The 24,174-nt window shown below is 55.3% G+C and carries 19 protein-coding genes; 13 read left to right on the forward strand and 6 right to left on the reverse strand.

Going from position 1 to position 24,174, the window contains the following annotated elements:
• Window positions 1–68 precede the first annotated feature (68 nt).
• On the forward strand, window positions 69–1,640 hold the full coding sequence (locus MMC1_RS04665; RefSeq protein WP_011712587.1) for a hemolysin family protein: 1,572 nt from the start codon (window positions 69–71) through the stop codon (window positions 1,638–1,640).
• A gap of 2 nt (window positions 1,641–1,642) precedes the next feature.
• Window positions 1,643–2,881, forward strand: a complete 1,239-nt coding sequence (locus MMC1_RS04670) for a hemolysin family protein (protein WP_011712588.1) — start codon at window positions 1,643–1,645, stop codon at window positions 2,879–2,881.
• Between the two features lie 62 nt (window positions 2,882–2,943).
• Here MMC1_RS04670 and MMC1_RS04675 read toward each other — a convergent pair whose 3' ends face one another.
• Complete coding sequence (locus MMC1_RS04675; RefSeq protein ID WP_011712589.1) at window positions 2,944–4,368, reverse strand: mannose-1-phosphate guanylyltransferase/mannose-6-phosphate isomerase; 1,425 nt, start codon at window positions 4,366–4,368, stop codon at window positions 2,944–2,946.
• Between the two features lie 345 nt (window positions 4,369–4,713).
• Between MMC1_RS04675 and MMC1_RS04680 the strand changes: the two genes are divergently transcribed.
• Window positions 4,714–4,989, forward strand: coding sequence for an HU family DNA-binding protein (locus tag MMC1_RS04680; protein ID WP_011712590.1), 276 nt, complete (start codon window positions 4,714–4,716; stop codon window positions 4,987–4,989).
• A gap of 77 nt (window positions 4,990–5,066) precedes the next feature.
• Here MMC1_RS04680 and MMC1_RS04685 read toward each other — a convergent pair whose 3' ends face one another.
• Window positions 5,067–5,342, reverse strand: a complete 276-nt coding sequence (locus MMC1_RS04685; protein ID WP_011712591.1) for a DUF2312 domain-containing protein — start codon at window positions 5,340–5,342, stop codon at window positions 5,067–5,069.
• 165 nt (window positions 5,343–5,507) lie between these two features.
• On the opposite strand from MMC1_RS04685, the gene MMC1_RS04690 reads away from it, so the two are divergent.
• Window positions 5,508–6,086: a hypothetical protein gene (locus tag MMC1_RS04690; RefSeq protein ID WP_011712592.1), complete on the forward strand. Its 579-nt coding sequence runs from the start codon at window positions 5,508–5,510 to the stop codon at window positions 6,084–6,086.
• A 223-nt stretch (window positions 6,087–6,309) separates the two neighbouring features.
• Window positions 6,310–7,053, forward strand: a complete 744-nt coding sequence (locus tag MMC1_RS04695; protein WP_011712593.1) for a SapC family protein — start codon at window positions 6,310–6,312, stop codon at window positions 7,051–7,053.
• A 97-nt stretch (window positions 7,054–7,150) separates the two neighbouring features.
• On the opposite strand, the gene MMC1_RS19610 is transcribed toward MMC1_RS04695, so the two are convergent.
• A complete protein-coding gene (locus MMC1_RS19610; protein WP_049757612.1) occupies window positions 7,151–9,163 on the reverse strand; it encodes a methyl-accepting chemotaxis protein in 2,013 nt (670 codons plus the stop codon).
• A gap of 703 nt (window positions 9,164–9,866) precedes the next feature.
• On the opposite strand from MMC1_RS19610, the gene MMC1_RS19615 reads away from it, so the two are divergent.
• Together MMC1_RS19615 and MMC1_RS04705 are read left to right on the forward strand one after the other, a co-directional pair.
• Window positions 9,867–10,256 (forward strand): outer membrane protein transport protein, encoded by a 390-nt coding sequence (locus tag MMC1_RS19615; protein WP_049757613.1) that lies wholly within the window; start codon window positions 9,867–9,869, stop codon window positions 10,254–10,256.
• Window positions 10,210–11,331: an OmpP1/FadL family transporter gene (locus MMC1_RS04705; protein WP_160162660.1), complete on the forward strand. Its 1,122-nt coding sequence runs from the start codon at window positions 10,210–10,212 to the stop codon at window positions 11,329–11,331. The genes MMC1_RS19615 and MMC1_RS04705 overlap by 47 nt, the downstream gene beginning before the upstream one ends.
• Window positions 11,332–11,415: 84 nt before the next feature.
• On the opposite strand, the gene MMC1_RS04710 is transcribed toward MMC1_RS04705, so the two are convergent.
• Window positions 11,416–11,895 (reverse strand): tetratricopeptide repeat protein, encoded by a 480-nt coding sequence (locus MMC1_RS04710; protein WP_011712595.1) that lies wholly within the window; start codon window positions 11,893–11,895, stop codon window positions 11,416–11,418.
• 250 nt (window positions 11,896–12,145) lie between these two features.
• On the opposite strand from MMC1_RS04710, the gene MMC1_RS04720 reads away from it, so the two are divergent.
• The 5 genes from MMC1_RS04720 to MMC1_RS04740 all read left to right on the forward strand — a co-directional run bounded on the left by MMC1_RS04720 (window position 12,146) and on the right by MMC1_RS04740 (window position 19,633).
• Window positions 12,146–13,912 (forward strand): carbamoyltransferase family protein, encoded by a 1,767-nt coding sequence (locus tag MMC1_RS04720; protein WP_011712596.1) that lies wholly within the window; start codon window positions 12,146–12,148, stop codon window positions 13,910–13,912.
• The gene (locus tag MMC1_RS04725) at window positions 13,909–14,952 is read left to right on the forward strand and encodes an MraY family glycosyltransferase (RefSeq protein ID WP_011712597.1); all 1,044 of its coding nucleotides are present in this window, start codon (window positions 13,909–13,911) and stop codon (window positions 14,950–14,952) included. Before MMC1_RS04720 ends, MMC1_RS04725 begins: the two co-directional genes overlap by 4 nt.
• 121 nt (window positions 14,953–15,073) lie before the next feature.
• Complete coding sequence (locus MMC1_RS04730; RefSeq protein ID WP_011712598.1) at window positions 15,074–16,741, forward strand: SPOR domain-containing protein; 1,668 nt, start codon at window positions 15,074–15,076, stop codon at window positions 16,739–16,741.
• A gap of 97 nt (window positions 16,742–16,838) precedes the next feature.
• Window positions 16,839–18,968: an SPOR domain-containing protein gene (locus tag MMC1_RS04735; RefSeq protein ID WP_011712599.1), complete on the forward strand. Its 2,130-nt coding sequence runs from the start codon at window positions 16,839–16,841 to the stop codon at window positions 18,966–18,968.
• 179 nt (window positions 18,969–19,147) lie between these two features.
• Window positions 19,148–19,633, forward strand: coding sequence for a response regulator (locus MMC1_RS04740; protein ID WP_011712600.1), 486 nt, complete (start codon window positions 19,148–19,150; stop codon window positions 19,631–19,633).
• Window positions 19,634–19,752: 119 nt separating this feature from the next.
• On the opposite strand, the gene lpxK is transcribed toward MMC1_RS04740, so the two are convergent.
• Complete coding sequence (gene lpxK, locus MMC1_RS04745) at window positions 19,753–20,844, reverse strand: tetraacyldisaccharide 4'-kinase (protein WP_081436199.1); 1,092 nt, start codon at window positions 20,842–20,844, stop codon at window positions 19,753–19,755.
• Window positions 20,841–22,148: a 3-deoxy-D-manno-octulosonic acid transferase gene (locus MMC1_RS04750; protein ID WP_011712602.1), complete on the reverse strand. Its 1,308-nt coding sequence runs from the start codon at window positions 22,146–22,148 to the stop codon at window positions 20,841–20,843. Before MMC1_RS04750 ends, lpxK begins: the two co-directional genes overlap by 4 nt.
• 289 nt (window positions 22,149–22,437) lie before the next feature.
• On the opposite strand from MMC1_RS04750, the gene mshL reads away from it, so the two are divergent.
• Window positions 22,438–24,162 (forward strand): pilus (MSHA type) biogenesis protein MshL, encoded by a 1,725-nt coding sequence (mshL, locus tag MMC1_RS04755; RefSeq protein WP_011712603.1) that lies wholly within the window; start codon window positions 22,438–22,440, stop codon window positions 24,160–24,162.
• The last annotated feature ends 12 nt before the right edge of the window (window positions 24,163–24,174 follow it).

Consider the following 24,174-nt stretch of genomic DNA (forward strand, 5'->3'; position numbering starts at 1 on the left):
TGCGGTGGCGTGGCGCAAATGCCCGCTGCCGTTCGCACCCATGCCGCAATTGCTCACGGGGGATTGCCATGGAGCTGTTGACCGTTTTGCAGCTGCTGCTGTTTGTGGTGTTGCTGCTCTTTTCGGCGCTCTTTTCCAGTTCGGAAACCGCCCTCTTTTCGCTGGATAAACTGACGCTGGAGCGTATGCGCCAGCAGCACCATCCCAAACTGGCCTTGATCCAGACCCTTCTGAATGAACCCCGGCGTTTGATCGTTACCATTCTGATTGGCAATGAACTGGTTAATGTGGCGGCCTCCAACATCTCGGCGACCCTGGTTATGCAGTATATGGGCAGCACGGATAGTTGGTGGGTGAACATCTTTGTCATGCTGCCCATCCTGTTGCTGTTTGGAGAAATCACCCCCAAAACGCTGGCGGTGCGCAACAATGATGTGGTCTCGGGCTGGGTGGCACGACCCATTACGCTGTTTGCAAAATCGGTGACACCGCTGCGGCGTGTGGTGCGCATGATTTCGGAACTGTTGATCCATCTGATTACTATGGGGCGCAAGCGCTCGGTGGCCAATTTGGTTACCGAAGATCTGGTGCGTACCCTGGCCGACGAGGCCGCCGGTGATGGGGATCTGGATGAGGTAGAAGCCGAATATATCCACAATATCATTGAGTTTGGCAATCAGACTGTGGAAGAGGTGATGACGCCCCGCTCCAACATGGTGACGCTCAATATGGATGACACCATGGAAGAGGTGCTCAATGTATTACGCACCGAACGGGTGAGTCGGGTGCCGGTGTTTGATGAAGAGAATGAAGAGGTGGTGGGGGTGCTCTACTACCGTGATCTGCTCTCTAATGACCTGGATCAGTTTAAAAATATGGAGGAGCTGCGCTCGATCCTGCGGCGCCCCTATTATGTGCCAGAGACCAAGCCTATTTTGGATCTGATGCACAATTTTAGAGAGAAAAAGCGTTCTCTGGCGCTGATTTTGGACGAATATGGCGGCACCATCGGCATGGTGACCATGGGGGATCTGTTGGAGTCGATTTTTGGGGATATTCATGACCCCGAAGATCCCGATAATGACGCCACCGTAGAGAGTTTGGAAAATGGTTGCTACCGGTTGGATGGCAATCTGGACGTGGAGCAGGCCAACCTGCTGATGCAGGCCGATTTTGATACCCAGATTTCCGATACCATTGCGGGCCTGCTCATGCATGCCCACGGGGAGTTGCCGGAAGAGGGCTCGGTTATCCCCTTGGGCGAGTGGTGTTTTCGCATTACCCGCATGGAGGGAACCCGCATTATGGAGGCCATGGGTTGTCATGCCGGGCGTGTCATGGGGCGGGTTGGCTGTGCGGCCTTGTTGGAAGAGGGACTGGATGTCAAAGTCGTGCCCCTACAAAAGCTGGATGAGGCCCCTCCGCAGGGCGCGGCTGTTGCGGGTGTAGCGGCCATCATTGAGCAGCCTGCCAGCGTGGAACCCTTGCCTGCGACGGATGGGGCAGCGCAAGAGCCTGAAGAGGCTCTGACCGTGTTAGAGGGGCAAATGGTGCCAGCGGAACCTGCGGACGAGGCGGTGCAAGGGCTCGGTTCCGATGCCGATTTGAGTGATTCACCCCATGAGAATAAGGGAGTTTAGGCATGGAGAGTTGGTTGATTCTTCTGCTCATGGCGCTGTTTCTACTGATGGAAGGCTTTTTTTCCGGGTCTGAAATTGGGGTGGTCAATGCCGATAAGCTCAAGTTACGCCATCAAGCGGCCAAGGGTTGTCGGGGCTCCCGGTTGGCTCTGGATATGTTGGAAAAGCCGGAATGGCTGCTGGCGACCACGTTGGTAGGGACCAATATTGCCATTGTCAGCAATACCACCCTGGCGACCCTGCTGGCGACCCAGTGGCTGGGGGAGGGCAAAGGCTGGGTGGCGATTTTGTTTGTGGCCCCGCTGATCTGGATTGTGGGGGAGATCGTCCCCAAAAGCATCTTTCAAGAGCATGCTGACACCATCACGCCCCGGGTGATTTTTGTGCTCAAAGGGGCATCGGTGCTCTTCTATCCGGTTTTGTTGATTTTTACCCTGTTCACCCGTTTGATTACCTTGGTGGTGGGCCGGGGCAAAGCACGCAACCCCTATACCCTGCGGGAAGAGCTGGATCTCATGTTGCAAATGCCCAACCATGAGGATGGGGATGTGCAGCAGGAGGAGCGCACCATGATACGCCGCATGTTCACCTTTAGTGAACTGCGGGCCAGGGATATTATGGTGCCCTTGATCCAGGTTGTCTCCACCACCCGCACCGCCACCTGTGGCGAGGCGTTGGCATTGTGTGCCCAGCATGGTCACACCCGGCTGCCGGTCTATGCGGGGCGGGTGGATAATCTGGTGGGCCATGTGAGTGGGCTGGATCTGCTGGGTCAACCCAAGCAGAGCCCCATTAGCCCTTTTATTAAACCGGTGCCCTATGTGCCCATGTCCAAACCGGTGGAGGATCTGCTGGTGGAGTTTCGCAAAAGTGGCGAGCATGTGGCGGTGGTGGTGGGGGAGTTTGGCGGCTCACAGGGGATTATGACCCTGGAAGATATCCTAGAGCGCGTGGTCGGGGATATCGAGGATGAGTATGATACCAAGGAGCAGTCGCCGCGCTGGGTGCAAAAGATTAACCCCACCACCTATGTGGTGAGTGCGGGTATGGATGTGGTGGCTTTAAAAGAGCGTATCGGGGTGGAGTTGCCCGAAGGCAGCTATAAAACCCTGGGCGGTTTTATGCTGGAACATCTGGAGGATATCCCCAAGGTTGGGCAGTCCCTAAACTATCATAAAATGACTTTTACGGTGGAAAAAGCCACCCGTAAGATGATCCAAGAGGTAAAAATTACCTTTTAAAGGGATGATGTTGGAGGGCTTTGTAGCGGGCCTGGGCAAGCGTTTGCCCAGGCCCGTTTCTTTTAACGCGGGTGATCTTCTAGGCGGGCATAGATATCCTCAAAGCGGATAATATCATCCTCCCCCAGGTAGGGGCCGCTCTGTACCTCAATAATCTCCAGGGGGATCTTGCCCGGGTTGGCAAGGCTATGTTTGACCCCTAAGGGGATGTAGGTGGACTCATTTTCTTTGAGCAAGATCTCGGTGTCGCCCCGCGTAACCAGCGCCGTGCCTTTGACCACCACCCAGTGTTCCGAGCGGTGGTGATGCATCTGTAAGGATAGCTTGGCCCCGGGTTTAACCATAATGCGTTTAACCTGAAAACGGGGGCCTGCGTCGACCTGGGTAAACGTCCCCCAAGGGCGGTAGACCATATTATGGTGGCTAAATTCACAGCGTTTGCTCTGCTTGAGCTGGTCAACAATCTTTTTGACCTCTTGCACACGGTCCTTACGCGCCACCAAAATGGCATCGGCGGTCTCTACAATGGCCAGATTCTCCACCCCCACCGTGGCCACCAAGCGGCTAGAAGACCAGATTAGGCTGTTGTGGGTATCCACCGACAGGGTGTCGCCAACGGACAAATTATGCTGGGGATCTTTGTTACCAACCTCCCACAGGGCATCCCAGGCGCCCATGTCGTTCCAGCCGACCCCCATGGGAATGACCACCCCATCGTTACTTTTTTCCATAACCGCATAGTCAATGGAGTCGGCGGGTACCGCCAGAAAAGCTTTGCCTAGGCGGGTAAAGGCGTGGTCGGGCTGGGCGGCTTCAAAGGCGGCTAGGCAGGTGTCATACATGGCCGGGGCGAGGCGGGCGAGGGTCTCTAAAAAAAATCCGGCATGAAACAGAAAAATACCGCTGTTCCAGCTATAGTCCCCTTGCTCAAGATAGGCCTGCGCGGTGGAGGCGTTGGGTTTTTCGGTAAAGTTGAGGATTTGAAAAACCCCCTCCGCCAGGGGTTCGCCCCGACGGATGTAGCCATAACCGGTGTTGGGGCTATGTGGCACAATGCCAAAAGTAACCAACTTGCGGTTGGCCGCGTGGGGCATGCCCTGTTCGACGCAGGCACGAAACCCCGCAGAATCGACAATATGGTGGTCCGAAGGCATTAACAATACCAAAGCATCGGCCTGTTGGGTGCGGGCATAGAGCGCGGCGATGGCTGCGGCAGGTGCGGTATTGCGACCCACTGGCTCCAGGAAGATGGCTTGGCAGGGGTTGCCCTCTTCGCGCAACATCTCCTCCACCATAAAGCGGTGCTGCTCGTTGCAGATCACTACGGGATCGCTCAGATGGGGCAGCCCCTGTACCCGCGCGGCGGTTTGCAACAAGAGCGGGCGGTCATCGCCCAAACCACTATGGAACTGTTTGGGGTAGAGATCCCGTGAAAGCGGCCAGAGTCGGGTTCCACCACCACCTGCCAAAATTGTGGGTATTAACATCGTTAACTTCCTGTGTATGATCTACTTTTAAAGCTTTTTAGAGACAAACAGGGTGCATAGGGGTGAAAAATGCCCCTGAACCCTGAAAAAACCGGAGTAAGAGCAAAAGATTCCTTGCAAAAACAGCCTCAATATCTTCATATTGCGCTGTTATACCTGTGGATGCAACACTCCACATGGCACATGCTTCACATGTTTTTGGGTGATAGGGGTGCTTAGTGCACCGCCGCTCCCCTTGTATACCTCAATGCGCTGGATTTTTTCTGGTTTCTCAGCATGGGGGTTATTGATGATCCGGTTGTGGGTTCCCATCGGCCTTTTGGGCCTCTTAGGAGGAAGTGAATAATGAATCTGGGTGAACTAAAAAAAATCGTCGCAGATAAAACAGGCATGAGTCAAGCGGATGCCGGTCGCGCCGTTGCGGCAACGTTGGAAGCGATTAGCGAAAGTCTGGGCCAGAGTGCCACGGTTAGTCTGTTGGGCTTTGGTACCTTCTCGGTGGGTGAGCGCGCGGCCCGTGAAGGGCGTAACCCCCAGACGGGTGAAAAGATCAATATCTCTGCCAGCCGTACCATTCGCTTTAAAGCGGGTCAATCTTTGCGTGAAAAGGTCAACGGTTAAGTTAGCCGGGGAGCGCTAAAAAAGCCGTCGCAGGCTCAACCGGCGACGGCTTTTTTATGCCCTGCATGGCTTGAAAATCAGCCCATGCCGATGGCTTGACGGTAGAGGTGCAGCAGCATCTCTTTTTCGTCCAGCTCATGCTGTTCCATTTTACGGATTTTGACCAACTCACGGATGACCTTAACATCAAAGCCATTGCCTTTGGCTTCGGCATAGACATCGCGAATATCTTCGGCGATGCCGGCTTTTTCTTCTTCGAGACGCTCAATGCGCTCAATATATTGGATTAAAATTTCACCTGCAACGCCTTGGGCATCGGCGGTGGTGGGGTCTACGGTCAATGCTGCCGTCATGGTGGTTCACTCCTTCAAGGGATAGTCGGTGTCAGCAGGTAGACACCTAATGGTCGCTCTAGGTTAAAAAGCAAAAGCCATGCCCGACTGCTCCTTTTCTCTCCCGGCTCTGGCGTGTAGTGTACTTTAATGGCCGTCAAAGCGTATAAACCACAAGGTGAAATCATGGATCAATGGGAACAGATTGTCATTAAAGGGGGGGGGCTTAACGGTCCGGTGATCGTGAGCTCTCTGCAAGAGCTGCAAAGTTTGCAGCTACGTCTGGCCCAAATCGCGCGGGAGGCCGCCCAAGCCAGTGGCGAGGCCGAGCCTGAGCTGCCACAGCTGTTGCAGATGGCCTCGACCCCCATGGAGCCCGTGGAGATCAGCTACCTAGAAGGACCCCATGAGTCCTTTTTTAATATGCTGGAGCTGGATCTGGATGGTTTGGTGGTCTGGTTTCAACAACTGCGTGAGCTTAAACAGCCCCAGCGGGCAGCGCTCTATTTTTTGCGCCTCTACCGTAGCCATAGCCTGCCCGAGGCGTTGGAGTTGATGGTGGATCTGCCGCTGTTGGCCGGGGATGCCGCCGATGTGTTGGAGGAGATCCACGAAATGCGCGGTGATCTGGATGCCATTCCTGATCCCTTTGTACGGTATATTGATTGGGCGCGCATGGCCCAGGACTGGCTCAGTCAGGGGACGTTGGTGATCTTTCAATTTGAAGGGGTCGAGTGGGTGGTGCTCTCGCCCAAAGCCAAGTAGACCGACTTTGACCGATTTCAAGCTTAAACGGTGGTAAAGGTTTGATGAAATTTGGCCGTTAAGTAGGTGAGAGCGCCTTGCAAAAGAGGGCTTGTTGCCTCAGCCAAACAGACAAAAAGAGTATCCATTCCCAGCGGAGTTGGTTAAAAATAGGGGTACCCCTTGATTGTGGGGTTTCCCCCCAAGCTGGTTCATTGATTTGCAGTAGGGAAGGAGAGCGTTCATGACCGCACAGTGGCCTTCACCCCCGGGGTTTGGGCCGGTTCGTCCCTTGGACCGGGTACGCCATCGTGGTTTGGGTCTAAAGGCAGGCTCCCAAGCCTTTGCGCTAAAAAATCCTGCGATCCGCATTGCCTTGAGCGAATTTTTCCCCGCCTGCCGTGACTACCCCATCATCTTTGCCCGGACAGCCCCTAGTCTACCGGTCATCCCCATGATCATTACGGGTATCCGACAAGAGGAAAATATCTTTATCTCCCGCAAAGGTAACTGGCGCAAGCCCTATTATGTGCCAGCCTTTGTGCGTGGGCATCCCTTTTGTTTGGTGCAACTCAAACGGGGTACCACCGCCCAGGGGCAAGCTTCCATGCAACGCATTGTCTGTGTGGATGAGGAGATGCTTGAACCCAATGATCGCCCCTTTATCGACTATCGTGGTAAAGATACCCCGGCTTGGATTTATATCAATAAACTGCTCATGGAAGCCGAGGAGATGAAACCCAAAGGGGAGCGCTTTATCCAGGCATTGGAAGAGCACCAACTGCTCATCGAAATGCATGTGGGGGGCGGGGCGCATAGCCATGTGCATATGTTCCGGGTAGATGAAAACCGTTTCCATGCGCTTACCCCAGAGCTGGCCCAACAGTGGTTAAAAAACGGCTATTTACGGCTTATCCATGCGCACTTGCTCTCTTTGGATAACTTTAACCGCCTTGCGCAGTTACGCCAAAAATGGTTGGAAGGATAGCGCTGTTGGCTTGACCCGCTGGCCCATGCGACCCAAACCACAAAGCCCGCTCGGTGAAGAGCGGGCTTTGTGGTTTTAAGGCTGTTTTTTGGGTCGCCTACGCATCCTCATGCATCTTGAAGAGTTGAATGATGTAGTTCAGCTCTTCGGTGGTGGCATAGACCTGCTCGGAGAGCGCATTAATGCGCTCACTAAAGGTGTTGACCTCACCGGCGGAATTTTTGACCTCCTGCATGGTGCCGCTGATGGCGCGGGAGATGTTGGCCGCCATGGTAAGTTGGTTGGCAATCTCCGCATTGGTGGCGTAGGCTTGGCGCACATTGTTGGCCATTTCAGCCATATGCCCCGAAGCCTCCGCCACATTATGGGTCACATGGTTAATGCCACGGGAGATGTCGGTAATGTTGCGGCTGACATCCTGCATACCCTCTGAGGCGCTGTACACGCGGCTGGTGACCGCTTCGGTTTCGGAGGAGGCTTTTTCCATGGCATGGGTGATCTCTTGCAGGGTGTAGCCCTGCTCATCCACAGAGCGATTAATGCCAGCATTGGATTTTTCGAGGCTGCTGATCACTTCGGTTACCCGGCTAATCATGCGTTCCACCGCGACGGTGTTATCCTGAATTTCATCAATTTGGGCTGCAATCATCTGGGTCGCTTCGGTGGTTTTGCCGGCCAGATCTTTGACTTCGTTGGCCACCACGGCAAAACCCTTGCCTGCATCCCCAGCCCCGGCCGCTTCAATCGAGGCGTTTAGGGCCAGCATGTTGGTTTGCTCGGCAATATCGTTAATTAAGGCCAGCACTTTGCCAATCTCTCTTGCCGAGGTGGTCAGGTTATCCATGGCCTGCTTGTTCTCTTTGGCGTAGCTGCTGGCTTGGCTGGATTCGCGCGAAGCCGCTTCGCACTGCTTACGAATCTCTTCAAGGGAGAGGCTCATGGATTGAACCGAGGATTTAACCCTGCGAATATCTTCGCTGGACCGATCGGCGGCTCCTTGAATCTCTTGCATGGTGGTGCTGGCGGTATCGGAGGAATCCACCACGGTGGAGAGGTTGTGGCTGGCTTCGTCGGCGGCTTGGGAGATGTTCTCCATATTGCCGCTGGTATCTTGGGCAAAGGAGGCGATGGTATCCATTTTTTGGCTGGCATGCTCCGAAGCCATGGCGATGTTGTCCATCTCTTCGGACATTTTATCTGCCTCTTCCGAGGTGGAGCTGGCACTGTTTGACATGCTGCTGGCGTGTCCGTGCATATGGCCTGCGGTATCCGCTAACTCCTGGGCTACGTCACCCAGTACGCGGGCGCTTTCGCGAACATGGCCTAAAACTTGGCCAATATTGGCCGCCATCTTGTTCAACGCTTGGTCGATGCCGGAGGATTGCCGTCCATCCTTACCAAAAATGGTCAAATCCCCCTCGGAAAATTGCCAAGCCCGTTTGGCCAAATCCTCAGGGTCACCCCCTAGCCGTGTGAGCACGTTGTTCATGATGAGAAAGATGAGCGTGCCGACAAACAGCATGGCTGTCACCATTCCGACGATGGTAAACCAAAAGGCCGTGCGCGCACGACTGGCAGCCAGGGCACCGGCTTGGGTGCGGGCAACCTCAATTGAGGTTAGCGTGGTGTAGATAGATGAACTGGCCGCTGCGGTCAGGTTATGAAAAACCTTGGCTTGGGCGGCAATGGCCTCTTTATCGCCGATCTTAATGGTCTCAATAAGCGTATTGGCTGCGGTGAAGCTGTTGGGGTAGTGCTCCCCTACCGTTTTGGCTAAACGAATGGGCTTGCCCACATTGGGCGTGTTTTGAAACGCTTTGAATTGAGCGGCTGCCCCTTGCGCCAGACTGGCCAGTTCTTGCTGTAGAGGGGCAATCGCTTCACCCGCTAGGGTGCGGGTAATCGTGTGCTGAGTGCTCTCCAAGTTGAGCAGCATTTTGTGCAGCAGCGTGGCTTTTTCGCCATAGCGCTTTAAGTCGTAGGTGCGCTCTACCTGATTTTGGGTCATGGAGAGTTGCAGAATTCCAAATAAAATCACAACCACCGACATAACCACAAAGCCAATGATAAAGCGGCTTTTAAGGTTGAACTGTTTATAGTGCCCACTCACGGTTATGTCCTCTTTTCTATGGTATGGAGGCTCTTCACTTTTTAAGTATGTTTGGCATAAACCCATGGCGGATGGCTGTCGCGATCTTTAATGACCCCATGCCAAGCCTTGCGCGACCCTGGGTAATAGATAGGGTCACGGACAATTTGGATACCATCCAACGCCCCTATTCCTGACAGCTTGTCAGTTGTCCCATGGTGCGATATTAGGGTAACAGACGGAAACAAACCAAAAATCCATTTCTGTCATTCTTACACATGTTGCAAATCAAAAGCCAACTTCGATTTTTGTTTTTGTCAATTTAAGGGTTGTGGCGGGGGGGCGTAATCATTTGTGAGCAGAAATATTTATCATGGCATGAAATTTTTTGTATAGGGTGATTACCCGATAGGCTGATTTTTTTCTGGTAAAAAAAGGCAAATGGAGGTTATGTGAACAGTGCACGAAAATATATACTTTTGTAAATGAGGGGCATATCCACGAATCGCTGTTGCGGATAAGTGGTTAGGGAACTTTTTCAACTTACAAAATTATGGGGTTGTGTGGAGTTGGCGAAAAGTTGGCTTAACTCCTGCGGGGGATTCGTCGATGAATGGATTTATGATTAAGGGGTCGCGTGTCTGAACAGAATGGCTTGACGCTACGCAGAGCTTCGGATCCGACAGTCGGGTTAAACGCTGGTTTGAGGGATGGACGGGGAATCATGAAATCGAACATTAAATATCTATTGATTGCTGCTGGAGCGGTCTCTGTTGGCGCCAATGTGGGTACAGCTCACGCTACCAATGGTATGAACTTGGAGGGCTATGGTGCCCGTTCCCACGCCATGGGTGGGGCCTCGATGGCCTACGACACCGGTAACTCGGCCGCCATGAACAACCCGGCTACCCTGGGTTTGTGGGAAGGCGATCGTCGTCTGGGTCTGGGTCTGCGCATGCTGGGTCCCGATGTGGAGCTGAAGAGCAACACCTCTTCGGCTCAATCCGATGGTGACGCCTATTTTATGCCCTCGCTCTCCTATGTTCGTCGTTCAGGTAAGTGGCGTTATGGCTTGGCCGTCTTGGCACAAGGTGGCATGGGTACCGAGTTTTAAAGAGGGGACATCGCTCTTCTCGGATACCAATTTGTGGGATGACATGTCTGGTTTGGGTGGTGCAGATGCCAACGGTACCCTGAGTGGCAAAGAGCAGCGCTCTGAGCTTGGGGTGGGGCGTTTTATGCTGCCTTTCTCCTACCAAGTCAACGAAAAGTTGAATGTGGGCGGTAGTGTGGATATGGTCTGGATGGGCCTGGACCTACAGATGGATATCGACGGTAACCAATTCCAACAGCTCTATGCCAATGGCCAATTTAGCGGCTCCATGGTGACCACCATGGCCGGTATGTTGGGTGCCCCCATCGTCGACATGAACTGGGCGCGTTTCGATTGGACCAACGGCAGCGATATGTTCGGCGAAGCCGATGGCATTGGTGCCGCGTTTAAGGTTGGTTTTACCTATAAAGTCAATCCTAAATTGACCCTTGGTGGTACCTACCACTCCCAGACCGCGATGCAGGATCTAACCTCCAAAAACGCGAAAGTGTGGTTTAACGTCGATATGGGTGGTGGCGATACCTCCATCCCTGTGACCGGTAAGATCACCGTCAAGGATTTTGAGTGGCCCCAAAAGGCAGCCTTCGGTGCCGCTTACGAGTACAGCGATAAATGGATGTTCGTCGGGGATATCTCCTGGACGGACTGGTCCAGCACCATGAAAAAGTTCTCCATGTCGTTTCAATCCGACGCCACCCAGGCGGATGCAAACGCGGCCGGCTTTGCCAACATGACCATGGATGCCTTCCTCTACCAGAAGTGGGATGACCAGTTTGTGCTCTCGCTGGGTACGGAGTATAAGGCCACAGAAAAACTGGCACTCCGCGCCGGTTTGAACTTGGCGGATAATCCTATCCCCAACACCTATTTGAACATGCTCTTCCCAGCAACGGTTAAGAGCCATATCTCCGGCGGTTTTGGCTATGACTTTGGCAAAGGGAGCAAAGTGAACGCTTCGGTGGTCTATGTGCCCAACAGCAAGGCCATCTCGCTGAACTCGACCAGTGCAAACGATGACATTACGGTAGAGCACAGCCAACTGAGCTGGAGCTTGAATTACAGCTACGAGTTCTAAGCTGTCGCTGTTTTGTGCGGATAAAAAAGCCCTGGTGCCGTATGGTGCCAGGGCTTTTTCTGTATAGGCGGGCTTGATTCCGGTTTATTGGCCCATTTGTGCCAAAATGGCCTCCACGCCGAGCTGTGCTTTGAACTGTAGTTCTGCCGTGGTTGCCTGGCGTAGGGCCGCTAGATTCTCTTGCGCCTCGGCCAAATCATGGCGGGCGGCCAGTTCAAACCAAATCAGCGCTTGTAAGGGGTCGGGCTCTTGGCCATCACCGCTAAGTAAGTGAATGGCAAGATTGTTTTGTGCTTTGGCATCCCCTGCCATAGCCGCTTGGCGAAGCCACCTCAATCCGGTGGTTGCATCTCGCTCTCCACCGATGCCTTGCAGATAGAGCAGGGCCAGATCATAAGCGGCGGGGGCGTAGCCCTGCTGAGCCGAGGCTGCAAACCAGAGTCGTGCGCCCTCTAAATCCTGCTGTACCTCATCCCCTTGCAGGCAGTAGACGCCAATGCGGTGCTGGGCTTCGGGATCGCCCCCTTCGGCCAGCAGTATCAGGGCATTGAGATAGCTGCTCATGGAAACTCCTTTGCAACGCTGGCGGGTGCTCTTGGCGGCAAACGCTTGGGCTATGGGGAAGGTTGTTTGCATAGGGATGCAAATTGGGGGCCTGCTACGGTGCGGTGTTGAAAAGGGAATGCTTCGTGGGATTGGCCCAGTTCGTGTATCCTGTTTAAGGTTTTTCCAAAATGAGGGATGGCAAAAGGCGTCGTTTTAGGCGTTCATACCGTCAAAACCGCCCAATGGGTGGAGCTTGAAAGGGTAGACCATGCAGGTGATTGTTGGGATCAACGCCTACCACGCGGATGCTTCGGCGTGCATTGTGGTGGATGGTCGGTTAATCGCAGCGGCGGAAGAAGAGCGCTTTCGACGGATCAAACATTGGGCGGGCTTTCCAGAGCTCGCCTTGCGCTACTGTCTGCAAGCGGCGGGCGTGGCATTGTCGGATGTGGATGTGGTGGCGGTCAATACAGACCCCAAAGCCAACCTTGGCCGTAAGCTGGCCTTTACCCTGCTGCGCTGGCCCAGCCCGGCGCTGCTGCTGGATCGGGTGCGCAGCGCAGGCAAACGGGGTGGGGTGGCGCAAGAGCTGGAACGCTTGTTCCCTGGCACCCCCTTTCAAGGACAAGTGGTGGCGGTGGAGCACCACCGGGCCCATATGGCCTCGGCTTTTTTAGTCTCGCCCTATGACAAGGCGGTGGTGTTGTCGGTGGATGGTTTTGGCGATTTTAGCTCCACCGTTTGGGGGTTAGGGCAGGGCAGCGATTTTTCCATGGATGGGGCGATCCATTTTCCCCACTCTTTAGGCATTTTTTATCAAGCGCTCACCCAATATCTGGGCTTTCCCAACTATGGGGATGAGTATAAGGTGATGGGCTTGGCCCCCTATGGTGAGCCCCGCTACGTGGATCAATTAAACAAGATCGTGCGGCTGCGGCCCGCCGGGCGGTTTGCCCTGGAGATGCGCTATTTTAAACACCATAAAATCCCCTCGGTGTTCGCTTGGGAGGGGGGGGCGCCCCGCGTGGCGACCCTCTATAACCGCACCGCACTCGAACCTTTGTTGGGGCCACCTCGGGGTCAAGATCAACCCCTTACAGCCTTTCATAAAGATCTGGCTCGTTCCATACAGGTGGTCTATGAGCAGGCCCTGTTTCATATACTCAACCATCTGCATGGTCGCTATCGGGTCGACGCCTTGACCCTGGCCGGTGGTTGCGCCATGAACTCGGTGGCCAATGGCAAAATCACCAGTAACACCCCCTTTAAGCAGCTTTATGTGCAGTCTGCGGCGGGGGATGCCGGTGGGGCGGTGGGGGCGGCTGTGCAGCATTGGGCGACGCATAATCCGCAGCAGGGGCGCTCCATGGTTATGTCCCACGCCTACTGGGGACCCGCCTACCGGGAGCATGATATTGCCACGCTGCTGGCAAGCCGTCAGGTGGAAATTGCCGATCAGGGGTGTCAGGTGCAGCAGATGCAAGATGAGCAGCAACTGCTGAACTTTACCGCCCAGCGTATTGCCGCAGGCGAGGTGATCGGCTGGTTTCAGGGGCGTATGGAGTGGGGGCCGCGTGCCTTGGGCAATCGCTCCATCCTCTGTGATCCACGCCGGGGCGATATGAAAGAGATTTTGAATGTTAAAATTAAACGGCGAGAGTCGTTTCGGCCTTTTGCCCCGGCCATTTTGCGTGAGGCGGTGGCCGATTGGTTTGAGCGGGAAGATGAGGTTCCTTTTATGATGAAGGTGTTTCCCATCCGAACCGATAAACGGGCATTGATCCCCGCTGTGACCCATGTGGATGGTTCTGGACGTTTGCAAACGGTGGAGGCATCGTCCAATCCGCTCTACTACCAGTTGATCCGCCGATTTGGGGAGATAACAGGGGTACCCATTTTGCTCAATACCTCCTTCAATGAAAATGAACCGGTGGTGTGCCGTCCTGAAGAGGCGCTTAACTGTTATTTGCGCACCAAAATGGATTGCCTGATTATGGGAAACTGGGTGATTACCCGTGAGGATGTTCCCTTGTGACAGCACTTTTAAGCGCCTTTACCCTCACATGGCTATTGCTGGCTTTGCTGCGCCGGGTGGCCTATCCCTTGGGGTTGCTGGACCATCCCGATCAAGAGCGTAAATTGCACGATACGCCCACCCCGGTGGTGGGTGGTTTGGCGATTTTTTTGGGTTGGGGGTGTGGTTGGTGGCTGTTGGTGGATGGTCCCATTGTCCGAGGGGAGGCGGCTCTGTTTATCGGCATGGGTGCTTTGGCGTTGATGGGGGTGATGGATGATCGCTACAACCTGAGTGTGCGGTTTCGGCTGTTGGCTCAGGTGTTGGTGGCTTTAATGTTGGATCTGTGGGGTGGGGTGGGGCTGCACCATTTTGGTGATCTGTTGGGCTTTGGCGTCATTGAGTTGGCACCCTTGGGTACGCTGTTTACCGTGATTTGTGTGGTTGGGGTGATTAATGCCCTCAATATGGTAGATGGGGTGGATGGGGTGTGTGGTGCCGTGACCCTGGTGGCGATGGTGGTGATGGCGCTGCTCAGTGCCATGGGCGGACGGCAGCAACTGATGCTGTTGGCGTGGCTGTTTGTGGTGACGCTGTTGCCCTTTCTCTATTACAACATGCGCACCCCTTGGCGGCCTAGGGCCGCGCTCTTTATGGGGGATGCCGGTAGCATGGTGCTGGGTTATGCCTTGGCTTGGTTTGCTATGATGTTAACCCAGCAAGAGCCCGCCGTGACCACACCAGGAACGGTATTGTGGGTGGTGCTGGTGCCACTGTTTGATCTGTTTGGGTCGGTGTTTCGGCGGCTGTTGGCCGGTGAGGGCGCGTTGCAGGGGGACCGGCGTCATCTGCACCACCTGTTGGGGCATTTGGGGGTGCCTGTGGGGGGTGTGGCGCCTTTGTTGGCGGGTGTGGGAATTTTGGCGGGTGGGGTGCCGCTCCTCTGTGCTTGGTTGCAGGTAAAGGGGCCAGCGCCCTTTTTTTTGGTGGTTGCCTTGTTCTTGATTTATTTAAAATTCATCCGCCACTATTGGCGTGACCAGCGTAATAAAAAAATGTGAGGCATGATCTTTGCGAAGAAAGCGCTGCAAGTGACGTTTTGCGTGTTCGGCAGGGAAGCTGACCCAAAAGTGTGACGTCATCAAAGAAGGTAAGCGGACTTTCCAAGGAAGGATTGGCATCATGGGGACCACCTCACTGTTCTCTGGCTACGGGATTCGGCGTTCCCTGCTGCTGGTTGTCTCCTTTGTGGGTTTGATGGGGGCGCTGCTGCTGCGCCCTGGTCTGTGGGACAAGCCTGAGGCCCCCGCGCAGATTGCCAATGCCTATTTTACCGAAAATTTGAGTAGCGCCAAAACCTTGCTGTTTCCCACCAATCAATCCAATCTGTATGAAGTAACCCCCCAAGGTGAGGGCTACTTTGTTATGGATGTGGCTATGAACGTGCAGGGATTGCACAATCTGGATGTTGAGGTGCGTAATCAGCGCGGTGAAAAGCTCAATACCTTAGCCTATGAAGCCGTGCCCTCGGTACAAGATGGCTTTATCCATACCATCGTCGGTAAAATTGGCCAAAAAGAGGGTGCCCGCACGGTGCATCTGTATGACCGTCTGGTGGGTGGTGAGCGTACCCCCATTGGGGTGTTTAATATTTTGACACCCAAAGGGGCCAATGGCGAAGCCCAGCCAGCCTTGAGTGTTAAACGGCTCTCCCCCGATGCCCTACAGGAGGCCGCCGCAGTATTGCGTTCCATTGATGCCGCCCAACTGCGCGCTGAACAAAAGGCCAATGGTAAGGATGAGACCCATTTCGCCTCGGCCATGTTGCACAGTGCCCTGCGTTTGGTCGAGCAGATTACCGGGTTGGATAATGCCATCGCCGGGGCTTATGAGGGCGAAGACACCCTCTGTTGGTTGCCGGTCTCACCAGCGCTGGCCAACAGCGATAATGTTAAGATGCGCTTTCCCCACTTTAATATTCCGCTTAAACTGGACGACCGGACCTTCCGCTTGGATGGGGTAGGCCCTTATACCAGCTGGTTGCAAGCCCGCATGGCTGCCCGCCAGTTGACCCCGGGTGGGCAGAGCCAGGTGCTGTGCATCCATGGGGATGGCCAGTTTGAGATCCCCCAGCGTGGTGCCACCGGGGCCTCTATGGTGCGTGATGGTCAAGGCTCTTACTGGTACCTTATTGCGGCCACCGCCTCAGCCCGTCAGCTTTCGCGCATTCAGGGCGTGCTGGATACCATTGGTACCCCCTTTAAAGTCTATGAAGTACCGGTTAGTGACAAACGCGCGGCCTTTGTGCTGATGGGTCCCTTTGGGGCGCAGCAGCAGGCCCGTGAGCAGGTGCAGGTGGCCCGTGAACATCTGGGTTCAACCGGCATTTGGTTGCATGGTGCCGCAGCACCGGCGGCCATGGCAAAACAGAGCCTGCCCCCAGACGCAGCGAGCCCCGCCGTTACAGAGGATAAGCGTCAGCCGGTGCAGCCTAAATCTCTGGCTACGGGGGATCCCATGGCCAAATTTATGGCGCTGCTGGGCCATTATCGTGATGTTGAAACCGCTAAGCGTTTGGTGGCAGATCTGCGCGGTCGCGGTATTCCGGCTCGCCTCCGGCATGATGCGCAGGTGGATGGCCCACTCTATCAAGTCTATACCGGTCCCTATGCAAGCTGGTTGGATGCCCGTATGGGGTTGCGTCAGGCGCGCTACCGGATGGGGTTAGAGGGGGGCGAAGTGACCCAGTGGAAGCGCCTTGAGGGGGTTTCTAAAGGGCGTGTTGAGCAAGTGGCGCAAGATGCCGCAGAGTTGGAAGAGTTGGTGGTTGCTCAGCAATCTGGCGGTTAAGTAACGTCGCAGAGCTACAAAAGGATCGCGCCAGCTCTCTGTCCAAGCTCTGGTTGACAGGAGTACGACGGGGGGCTGGATCAACAGGGGAGTAAACATGAGCGCCTATCGACACGCTCTGGGATACATGGCTATTCGTCAACTGAGCTACCTTGTGTTGGCTTTGGGTATGCTGTTGGTCCCCATGCGCAGCATCGCCCAGGAGCAGCCTGCTTTTATTACCAATGCCTATTTTGCCGATAAGCTGGATGTGCAAGAGAACCAGGTTAAGCCCAATGCCCTGGTCAGTGTACTGCCTGCCAGCAATCCCAGCATGGTGGGCTATTTTGTGATGGATGTGCTGCTGGCCAGCAAGGGCAAGCATCTCTTTGAAATCGATATTATTGATGAGCAGCGGCGGAAGGTGGCCGATATGGCCTATGATGCCGTGCTGGCTGAAGATACCGAACATATCTACACGGTGGTGGGTTCTGTCGCTGGGGCTTTTCCGCCGGGTTGGCTCTATTTTAAAGTTTATGACCGCTTTAATGGTGGTCCACGTATTCATATCAGTACTTTTTCGATCATGGCACGTTTGAACACGGCGGATGCGGATACCGCAATGGCCAATGCTGCGGTTCCGTCGGCCCCGTTAAAACCCACTAAGCCGTTGGCAAGCCAACCGCCCATGCCCGCCCATACGGCGCCATCCCCCGTGGTGAAGGCCGAAATTAAGCCAACCCCGCTGCCGGTCGCTGTACCCCAACCTGGATTAGCCCCTCCAGCGGCCCCGGTGACCGAGCCGACGGCTGCCGTGGAGAGTACCATGGCAGAGCCCGCCAGCGATGGCCGTTATGTGCTAATCGGTGGGGGAGATTTTGGCCCGGAGAAGGCTAAGGCGGTGCTGCAACAGATCTCTGATCTGGGGCTGCCCGTGCAAATAGAAACCTCTGCTCGTGGTCAACAGGTGCTCTCAGGTCCCTATAGTCGTATTGAAGCGGCTGAATTTGCCCGCCGTTTTATTGTGGAACAGACCGGTTTAGAGAGTCGCATTCGTACAGATGGCAATCCTTCTGTGGGGGCTCAAGCTGCGGCGGTGACGACGCCGACGGCCAACACACCGCAGCCAGCAGCGGATACTACCTTGGGGCTGTTTGCGCCTAAAGTTGCGGTAGCAGCGGCAATGCCCCGCTATGTGGTGGCGTTGGGCTCCTTTGGCAATGTGGATAATGCGCAGCGTTTGCAACACAATCTACATAAGCGTCAATTGCCGGTTTCGACCGAACAGGTGCAGGGCAAAAATGGGCAATTTACCCGTGTGTTTGTAGGGCCTTATAGCAGCCGCCGAGAGGCGGAGGTGGCCATGCGCTCCATCTTGGCGCACTTTAAAATTTCGGGGGTCATTCAGCGGTGGAACCCAGAGCGATTGGCCCGTTTGCAGCCAAGCTCGGCTCTGCCTGAGCCTGTCCCCCAAGCGGTGCTGCCTGAGCCTGTCCCCCAAGCGGTGCTGCCCGTAACCGTGCGTAGCGAGGCCCCCCAGACACCGATGGAACCGGCTAAGGTGGCGCGTTACGCCATACAAGTGGTCTCTTATCTGGAGCCAGCGGCGGCGGATCTTATGGAAAAACGGTTGGTGGAATTGGGCCTGCCGGTCTATCAAAACCGTCTGCAAGCTCGTGGTCGGCAGCTCTATCGGGTGTTGGTTGGCCCTTATCAAAACCGCGCTCAAGCCGAGGGTGTGCAAGGGGTTGTTAAAGATGAGCTGGGTCTGCAAGGCAGTGTGATTCCCTTTCAGCAGGGGGACGATGCCGCTGCAACGCTCTCTTCAACGGCAGCAGCTGCGCCAGCGGCGGTGGCCCCTGTAGGTGGAACATGGCAGCGCGCCATTGTGGCCCCTAAGCCCAACAGCGCGCCAGAGCCTAAGGCGGCAGTGGTTGCAACGCCGCTCTTTAGTGATACGGGGCGCCAGGACTATACCGTTTATGCGGGCTTTTTTAGCAATGCGGAGAATGCCACCCGACTGCGCCAGCGTATCGAGGCGCTGCAACTGCCCGCTTTTCAGCGCCAAGTGGAGGTTAATAACGGGGTTATGAACAGCGTTTGTGCCGGTCCGTTTGCGACCCGTGGTCAAGCCGAGGCGGTGGTGGAGCGGTTGAAAAAACAGATTGGTTTGCAGCGCCCCATTATTCGTGATGCCACCTTCTCCGGTCGAGATGGTCAAGGGTGTGGCCCAGGCCGCAGCCGCTAAGCAACCCCTTTACACGAGCGCCATTTTACCCCCCTCATGGGAGAAAACGGGGGTAAAATGGCGTTTGTCGTTTATCCTTCACACAGCCGCCACCCAGAGCACTTTTCAAGTCGCTATGCTTGCCCTCAATACGAAACAGGGGGGCGCTTGTAACGCTTTTGGTGGACGGGATGTGAGCCATGGATAAAATCATCGTTGTCAATGGAAGCCCAGAAAGAATGGAACGTTTACAGCTCTCTTTACACAAGGTTGGGTGTGAAGCGATCTCTGCGGAGCATGTTTTGGACGTGCTCGATATCCTGCAAAATACCGAGGTGCGTGGGGTGGTGATGGACCTCAGTATGCCTGGCACCAAGGGTTGGAGCATGCTACGCAACCTGCGTACGGCGGGAATTGCGTTGCCCATTGTGGCCCTGGTCGGGGCCGATACCAGCTATGATCGTAACCTGTTGCTCTCCATGGCCTGCAAGGCGGGGGCATCGTTGGCGGTGCCTGCCCACACCCACTGTGCTCAAGTAGCCGAGTGGATGCGTGACAGTTTGAGTGGGGGTGATCCATCGCTGAGTGTGGTTAGCTGCGACGCGGTTGAGGTCACGCACCATGAAGATAATCCTTGGGTGTTCCAGTGTGTGCGCAAAGAGCATGTGCCCGAGGTGGTGGCCTGATACACCATTAACCCGGATATTTCATGAATCCCTGGGATGATCGCGTAGAGATTCATGAAATATCCGGGTTAATGATTTGGTAATAAACAGGGCCTTGTGCGAACAATGCCCTGTTTTTGTTACCAGAATAAGGTTTTGATCCTTTGCAATAAAGGGGCTGGGTCGGTGATAAAGTGCCACTCGACGCCCAGCCAGTAAATGGGCAGGGGAGACCATTGCGGTTGCAGTTTGACGGCATCCTTTTCGGTGCAAACCAGGGCGCTTGCCCCTGCTTGTTGAGCCTGGAGCGCCAGCTCTGAGAGGGTTGTCGCAGAAAAAGGGTAGTGGTCGGCAAAGGCGCGGTGGGCGAGTGGTCTCACCCCTTGGGTGGCGAGCGTGTGCCAAAAACTTTCGGGGCGACCAATGCCGGTAAAGGCCAGCACGGGTTGATGGGGCATGGGGCAGCTTGAGCCGTCTAGGTGATGCCAACCCGCTGGGGCATGGGTGGCCCGTAAAATGGGCGTTTGCGCCTTGAGATAGGGGGCAATAAGCTGTTCTGCCTGTCGGGCGCGTTGGGGATCTTCGGCGCGGGTAAGAATAATAAGATCGGCATGTTGCAAGGTGCGTGGGTGTTCCCGCAGCACCCCGCCGGGCAGCATGCGCCCATTGCCCAAGGGGTGGCGGGCATCCAGTAGCAGCAGATCCAGGTCCCGCTGCACCCGTAGGTGCTGAAAGGCATCATCCAGCAACAGGGTGTCGCACCAGCCGTTGTGCAGTGCCGCTTCAATCACCGTCTGGCGCTGAGCGCCGGTTAAAACGGCAACCCCAGGTAGAGCGCGGGCTAACAGATAGGCTTCATCCGCCGCCATGGGGGGGTGACAGCGTAGCTGTTCAAGGTCAGAGACGGCGGTGACACTCTGTTGGCTCTGCTGTCCATAACCACGGCTGATGATGGCCGGTTGGTGTCCCTGCGCCAAAAGATGGTGGGCCAGCCAGCGTATCAAAGGGGTTTTACCCGTGCCTCCGGTGGTGAGATTGCCCACGCTGATAACCGGGCAGGGGGGCCTGTAACGGTAGCGATGGCCATGCATATAGTGGTGCCGTCGTCTCTGCATCGCGTAGCCATAACCCTCTCCCAGCGATCCTAAAACCCGCAATAGCCCCTTCTGTATGACCCCCGATGGTACCTGCTCACCGTGTAAAAGCGGTAATAATCGTTGCAAAAATGTCATGGAACGGCTCGGGCTGCGGGGGGGTAGATGGCCTGAATGCAGGTCAAGGTGCGTGCCAATGCCCCGGTGTTGGCCTCCACCACTTGGCGGGCGGCATGGCCCATTTGGTCCCGATGCAGAGGATTCTGCAAGAGCCACTCAAGCTGTTGCTCTAAGCGCTGGGCATCGGCCACCCGTAGGGCGGCATGGGCCTCCTCCAACTGCTGAGCAATATGTTTAAAGTTGAAGGTGTGGGGACCAAACAGGGTAGGTACCCCACACGCCGAGGGTTCCAGCATGTTTTGTCCACCCCGAGGGATAAGGCTGCCCCCCATAAAAACCCCGTGGCAGTGAGGATAGAGACGGGTGAGCCAACCGATGCCATCGACCAGTAAAATGGCGCTCTGCCAGGGGGGCGTGGCTTGGCTGAGGCGGGTAAAGCTCAACCCTTGGGCGCGGATAAGGGCGGCGACTGGCTCGGCCCGCTCGGGGTGGCGCGGAGCAAGGATAAGACGTAGCTCTGGATGACGCTGGCGTAGGTTGGTGAAAACCTGTAAAACCAGCTGCTCTTCACCCGGATGGGTGCTGGCGGCCATCCAGAGCCATTGGCGGGGCGGCAACGCTCCCACCTTTTGCACAAGCTGCTGCTGCTCCAGAGCGGTGGGTGGCTTGAGGGCTTGGTCATACTTTAAGTTGCCTAGGGCGCTGACGCGGTTGGGATCTCCACCAATCTCTCGCATACGTTGGGCATCCATGCTCGACTGCATGGCCATGTGGGTGATGGGGGCAAGAAAGGCCGTCATGGCCCAGCGAACCCGACGATAGTTGCGGTAGGAGCCTGGGGAGAGCCGTCCATTGATCACCACAATGGGGCAGTTAATTTGTTGCAAAGCCTTGAAAAAATTAGGCCATAACTCGGTTTCCATAACCACGCAAAGCTTGGGTTTAAGCGCCCTTATCACCCCATTGATGCAGAGGGGTAGATCCAGGGGCAGGAACAGATGGTGAGCAACCCAGGGCATTTTTTCTTGCACAACCTGCTGGCCGGTCTTGGTGACGGTGGAGACAACCAGCAGATGATCTGGATAGCATTGCGCCATGTGTTGGGTGAGATCGCGGGCCGCCATGGCCTCACCGACGGAGACCGCATGCAGCCAGATCAACGGGCGTTGTTGGGCATCGGCCAGCAGTTGCGGATGCAATTGACCAAGGCGCTGGGCGAGCGTGCCACGATATTTGGGGGTGGTGACATAGCGGTAGAACAAAAGTGGGGCAAGTATGACCCCCGCGAGTATAAGCAACAGGGTGTAGATTCGGTGCAGCACGGTTAATATCCTTGGGTAAAACCGCATGATGGGTAAAAGGTATCGACCATAATGGGGTAATTGTGCGGTAATCGTGTCAGGCTTTCAAGTTTGTCGAGTGGTTTGCATGGAGTTTGCAGGTACTTGATGAGAAAATGCGCAAATTTTCCCCTTGGTCAAGTTTGTTGGATAGGGCTTGCGGTCGTTTTATGATATGTTAACCAAGCTTGGCGGAATGCGTGTCGGGCAGGTGGTCGGATCAATCCAGGAAATAGCAGCTGTGGCTGATCGGTATGAAGGATTTTGGTTGATGAGCAATGCTCGCGTATACAAAGTGTGGCTGTTGGGTTTGCTGCTGCTCTTGGGTGGCTGCCAATCTCTTGGTATGCCCAACAAAAATGCGGATAAGCAAGGGGAAGTGAGTAAAGGTAGCGCTCTGCAAAAAGCCCATGCTGCGCTTGCCAAAGAGTCTGATGAGATCGCCCGCCAGCGCCACGAGCTGGTGCAAGATATGAAAGCGCTGAGCGTGGGTCTGACCGAAGGGCGCGACATTCATCGGGTTTTGGCCCGCGAAGGGGCCCACATGGATGACCGCATGCGGGCCATCCAACGGGACTTGCAACGCACCGCGAGCGAACCCCCGCCGCCTCTGCCGGTGCCCCCGGTCTATAATCCCCTGGATGACCTAAAGGTCAGTCTGGAGATGGACAAAGAGGATGTACGGCATATCCTCAAAGCGCTGGCCAAAATGACCCGTATGAACCTGCTGATTGATCCTCGGGTGTTGGAGGAACCTCCGGTGATTACGGTCTCCTTCCGGCAAATGCCCGCCTCGCAGGTGTTTGAAGAGATCCTACGCTTGGCCGACCTCTATGGTGCCATTGATGGGAATATCTTGCGGGTCCATATGTTCCAGGAGATGACCTATCCCCTGGAGTTCTTAGAGACCACCTATAAGTCCAACTTCTCCGTGGGCGGGGATGTGCTGGGCAATGCGGGTTCCGGCCAAGGCGGGGGTAAATTAACCGGCTCTTACAGTATGAGCGGGGCCTCTGGCAACATTACCAACCCCTATGACGCCATTGAACCCATCATCCAAAATTTGATCAGCAGTCAGGGTACCGAAGGTCAAGCCTACTCCCTGAACCGCATGACGGGGACCTTGCATCTTAAAGCGCGTCCTTCGGTGGTGCGCACCGTGACCAAATTGGTGGATCAGTTTAAAGAGGTGATTGGCCGTCAGGTGTTGATCGAGACGCGGGTGATGGAGATTACCCTCAACGAAACCTATCGCACCGGGGTCGATTGGTGGGCTTTTAAGGGTAGCATCGCCGCCATGATGGGGCAGAGCGGGACCTATACGGGCCGTATTGGTAGCACCAACGCCCTGAGTAGCAACACATTTGGTTTGGCGGATATTAGCTATCCTACCACCACCACCGCCGCAACGGGTTTGGGCCTAGTGATCTCTGGAGCCAATGGTGCGGCGATTGTGGATCTGCTGAAACAGTTTGGTGATGTCCAGGTGCTCTCGAATCCCACCATCCGGGCACGTCACGGTCAACCCTCGATGATCAGTGTGGGTACCAGTAACACCTATGTTTCGGAGAGTGAAATCACCACCACCGGTACCGGGACCACCGCCACGACCCAGGCCGATGTGGTGGTCAATACGGTGTTTGATGGTCTGATGATCGGGGTGACGCCCTTTATTAAAGAGGATGGTCGGGTGGTGATGACCGTGCATCCCATTAAGAGCGACGTGACCGCCTCTAGTCTGGATCTGGTTTCGGTTGGCGGCACCAATCAGGTGGCCCTGCCCGAGGTGGAGTTAAAAGAGATGAGCACCATTCTAGAGACCCATAGTGGGGATCTGGTCTTTTTGGGTGGTCTGATTGATAAGGAAAAAAGTGCCACCAAAACCGGTATGCCGCTGCTGGGGGATATTCCGCTGTTAGGCCGTCTTTTTTCCACCGATTCTAGCAGCGATAAAACCCGTGAGATGATTATCATGCTGCGGGTTTCGGTACTGTGAGGGTGCAGGGAG

The organism is Magnetococcus marinus MC-1 (assembly GCF_000014865.1).
Lineage (GTDB): Bacteria > Pseudomonadota > Magnetococcia > Magnetococcales > Magnetococcaceae > Magnetococcus > Magnetococcus marinus.

What these genes read in the sequence shown, in the direction of transcription:
- MMC1_RS04710 (WP_011712595.1), bottom strand. Translation starts at nt 11,895, where the DNA reads ATGAGCAGCTATCTCAATGCCCTGATACTGCTGGCCGAAGGGGGCGAT.
- MMC1_RS04670 (WP_011712588.1), top strand. Translation starts at nt 1,643, where the DNA reads ATGGAGAGTTGGTTGATTCTTCTGCTCATGGCGCTGTTTCTACTGATG.
- MMC1_RS04740 (WP_011712600.1), top strand. Translation starts at nt 19,148, where the DNA reads ATGGATAAAATCATCGTTGTCAATGGAAGCCCAGAAAGAATGGAACGT.
- MMC1_RS04695 (WP_011712593.1), top strand. Translation starts at nt 6,310, where the DNA reads ATGACCGCACAGTGGCCTTCACCCCCGGGGTTTGGGCCGGTTCGTCCC.
- MMC1_RS19615 (WP_049757613.1), top strand. Translation starts at nt 9,867, where the DNA reads ATGAAATCGAACATTAAATATCTATTGATTGCTGCTGGAGCGGTCTCT.
- mshL (WP_011712603.1), top strand. Translation starts at nt 22,438, where the DNA reads ATGAGCAATGCTCGCGTATACAAAGTGTGGCTGTTGGGTTTGCTGCTG.
- MMC1_RS04675 (WP_011712589.1), bottom strand. Translation starts at nt 4,368, where the DNA reads ATGTTAATACCCACAATTTTGGCAGGTGGTGGTGGAACCCGACTCTGG.
- MMC1_RS04685 (WP_011712591.1), bottom strand. Translation starts at nt 5,342, where the DNA reads ATGACGGCAGCATTGACCGTAGACCCCACCACCGCCGATGCCCAAGGC.
- MMC1_RS04735 (WP_011712599.1), top strand. Translation starts at nt 16,839, where the DNA reads ATGAGCGCCTATCGACACGCTCTGGGATACATGGCTATTCGTCAACTG.
- MMC1_RS04680 (WP_011712590.1), top strand. Translation starts at nt 4,714, where the DNA reads ATGAATCTGGGTGAACTAAAAAAAATCGTCGCAGATAAAACAGGCATG.
- MMC1_RS04720 (WP_011712596.1), top strand. Translation starts at nt 12,146, where the DNA reads ATGCAGGTGATTGTTGGGATCAACGCCTACCACGCGGATGCTTCGGCG.
- MMC1_RS04730 (WP_011712598.1), top strand. Translation starts at nt 15,074, where the DNA reads ATGGGGACCACCTCACTGTTCTCTGGCTACGGGATTCGGCGTTCCCTG.
- MMC1_RS04705 (WP_160162660.1), top strand. Translation starts at nt 10,210, where the DNA reads ATGGCTTGGCCGTCTTGGCACAAGGTGGCATGGGTACCGAGTTTTAAA.
- MMC1_RS04665 (WP_011712587.1), top strand. Translation starts at nt 69, where the DNA reads ATGGAGCTGTTGACCGTTTTGCAGCTGCTGCTGTTTGTGGTGTTGCTG.
- lpxK (WP_081436199.1), bottom strand. Translation starts at nt 20,844, where the DNA reads ATGACATTTTTGCAACGATTATTACCGCTTTTACACGGTGAGCAGGTA.
- MMC1_RS04690 (WP_011712592.1), top strand. Translation starts at nt 5,508, where the DNA reads ATGGATCAATGGGAACAGATTGTCATTAAAGGGGGGGGGCTTAACGGT.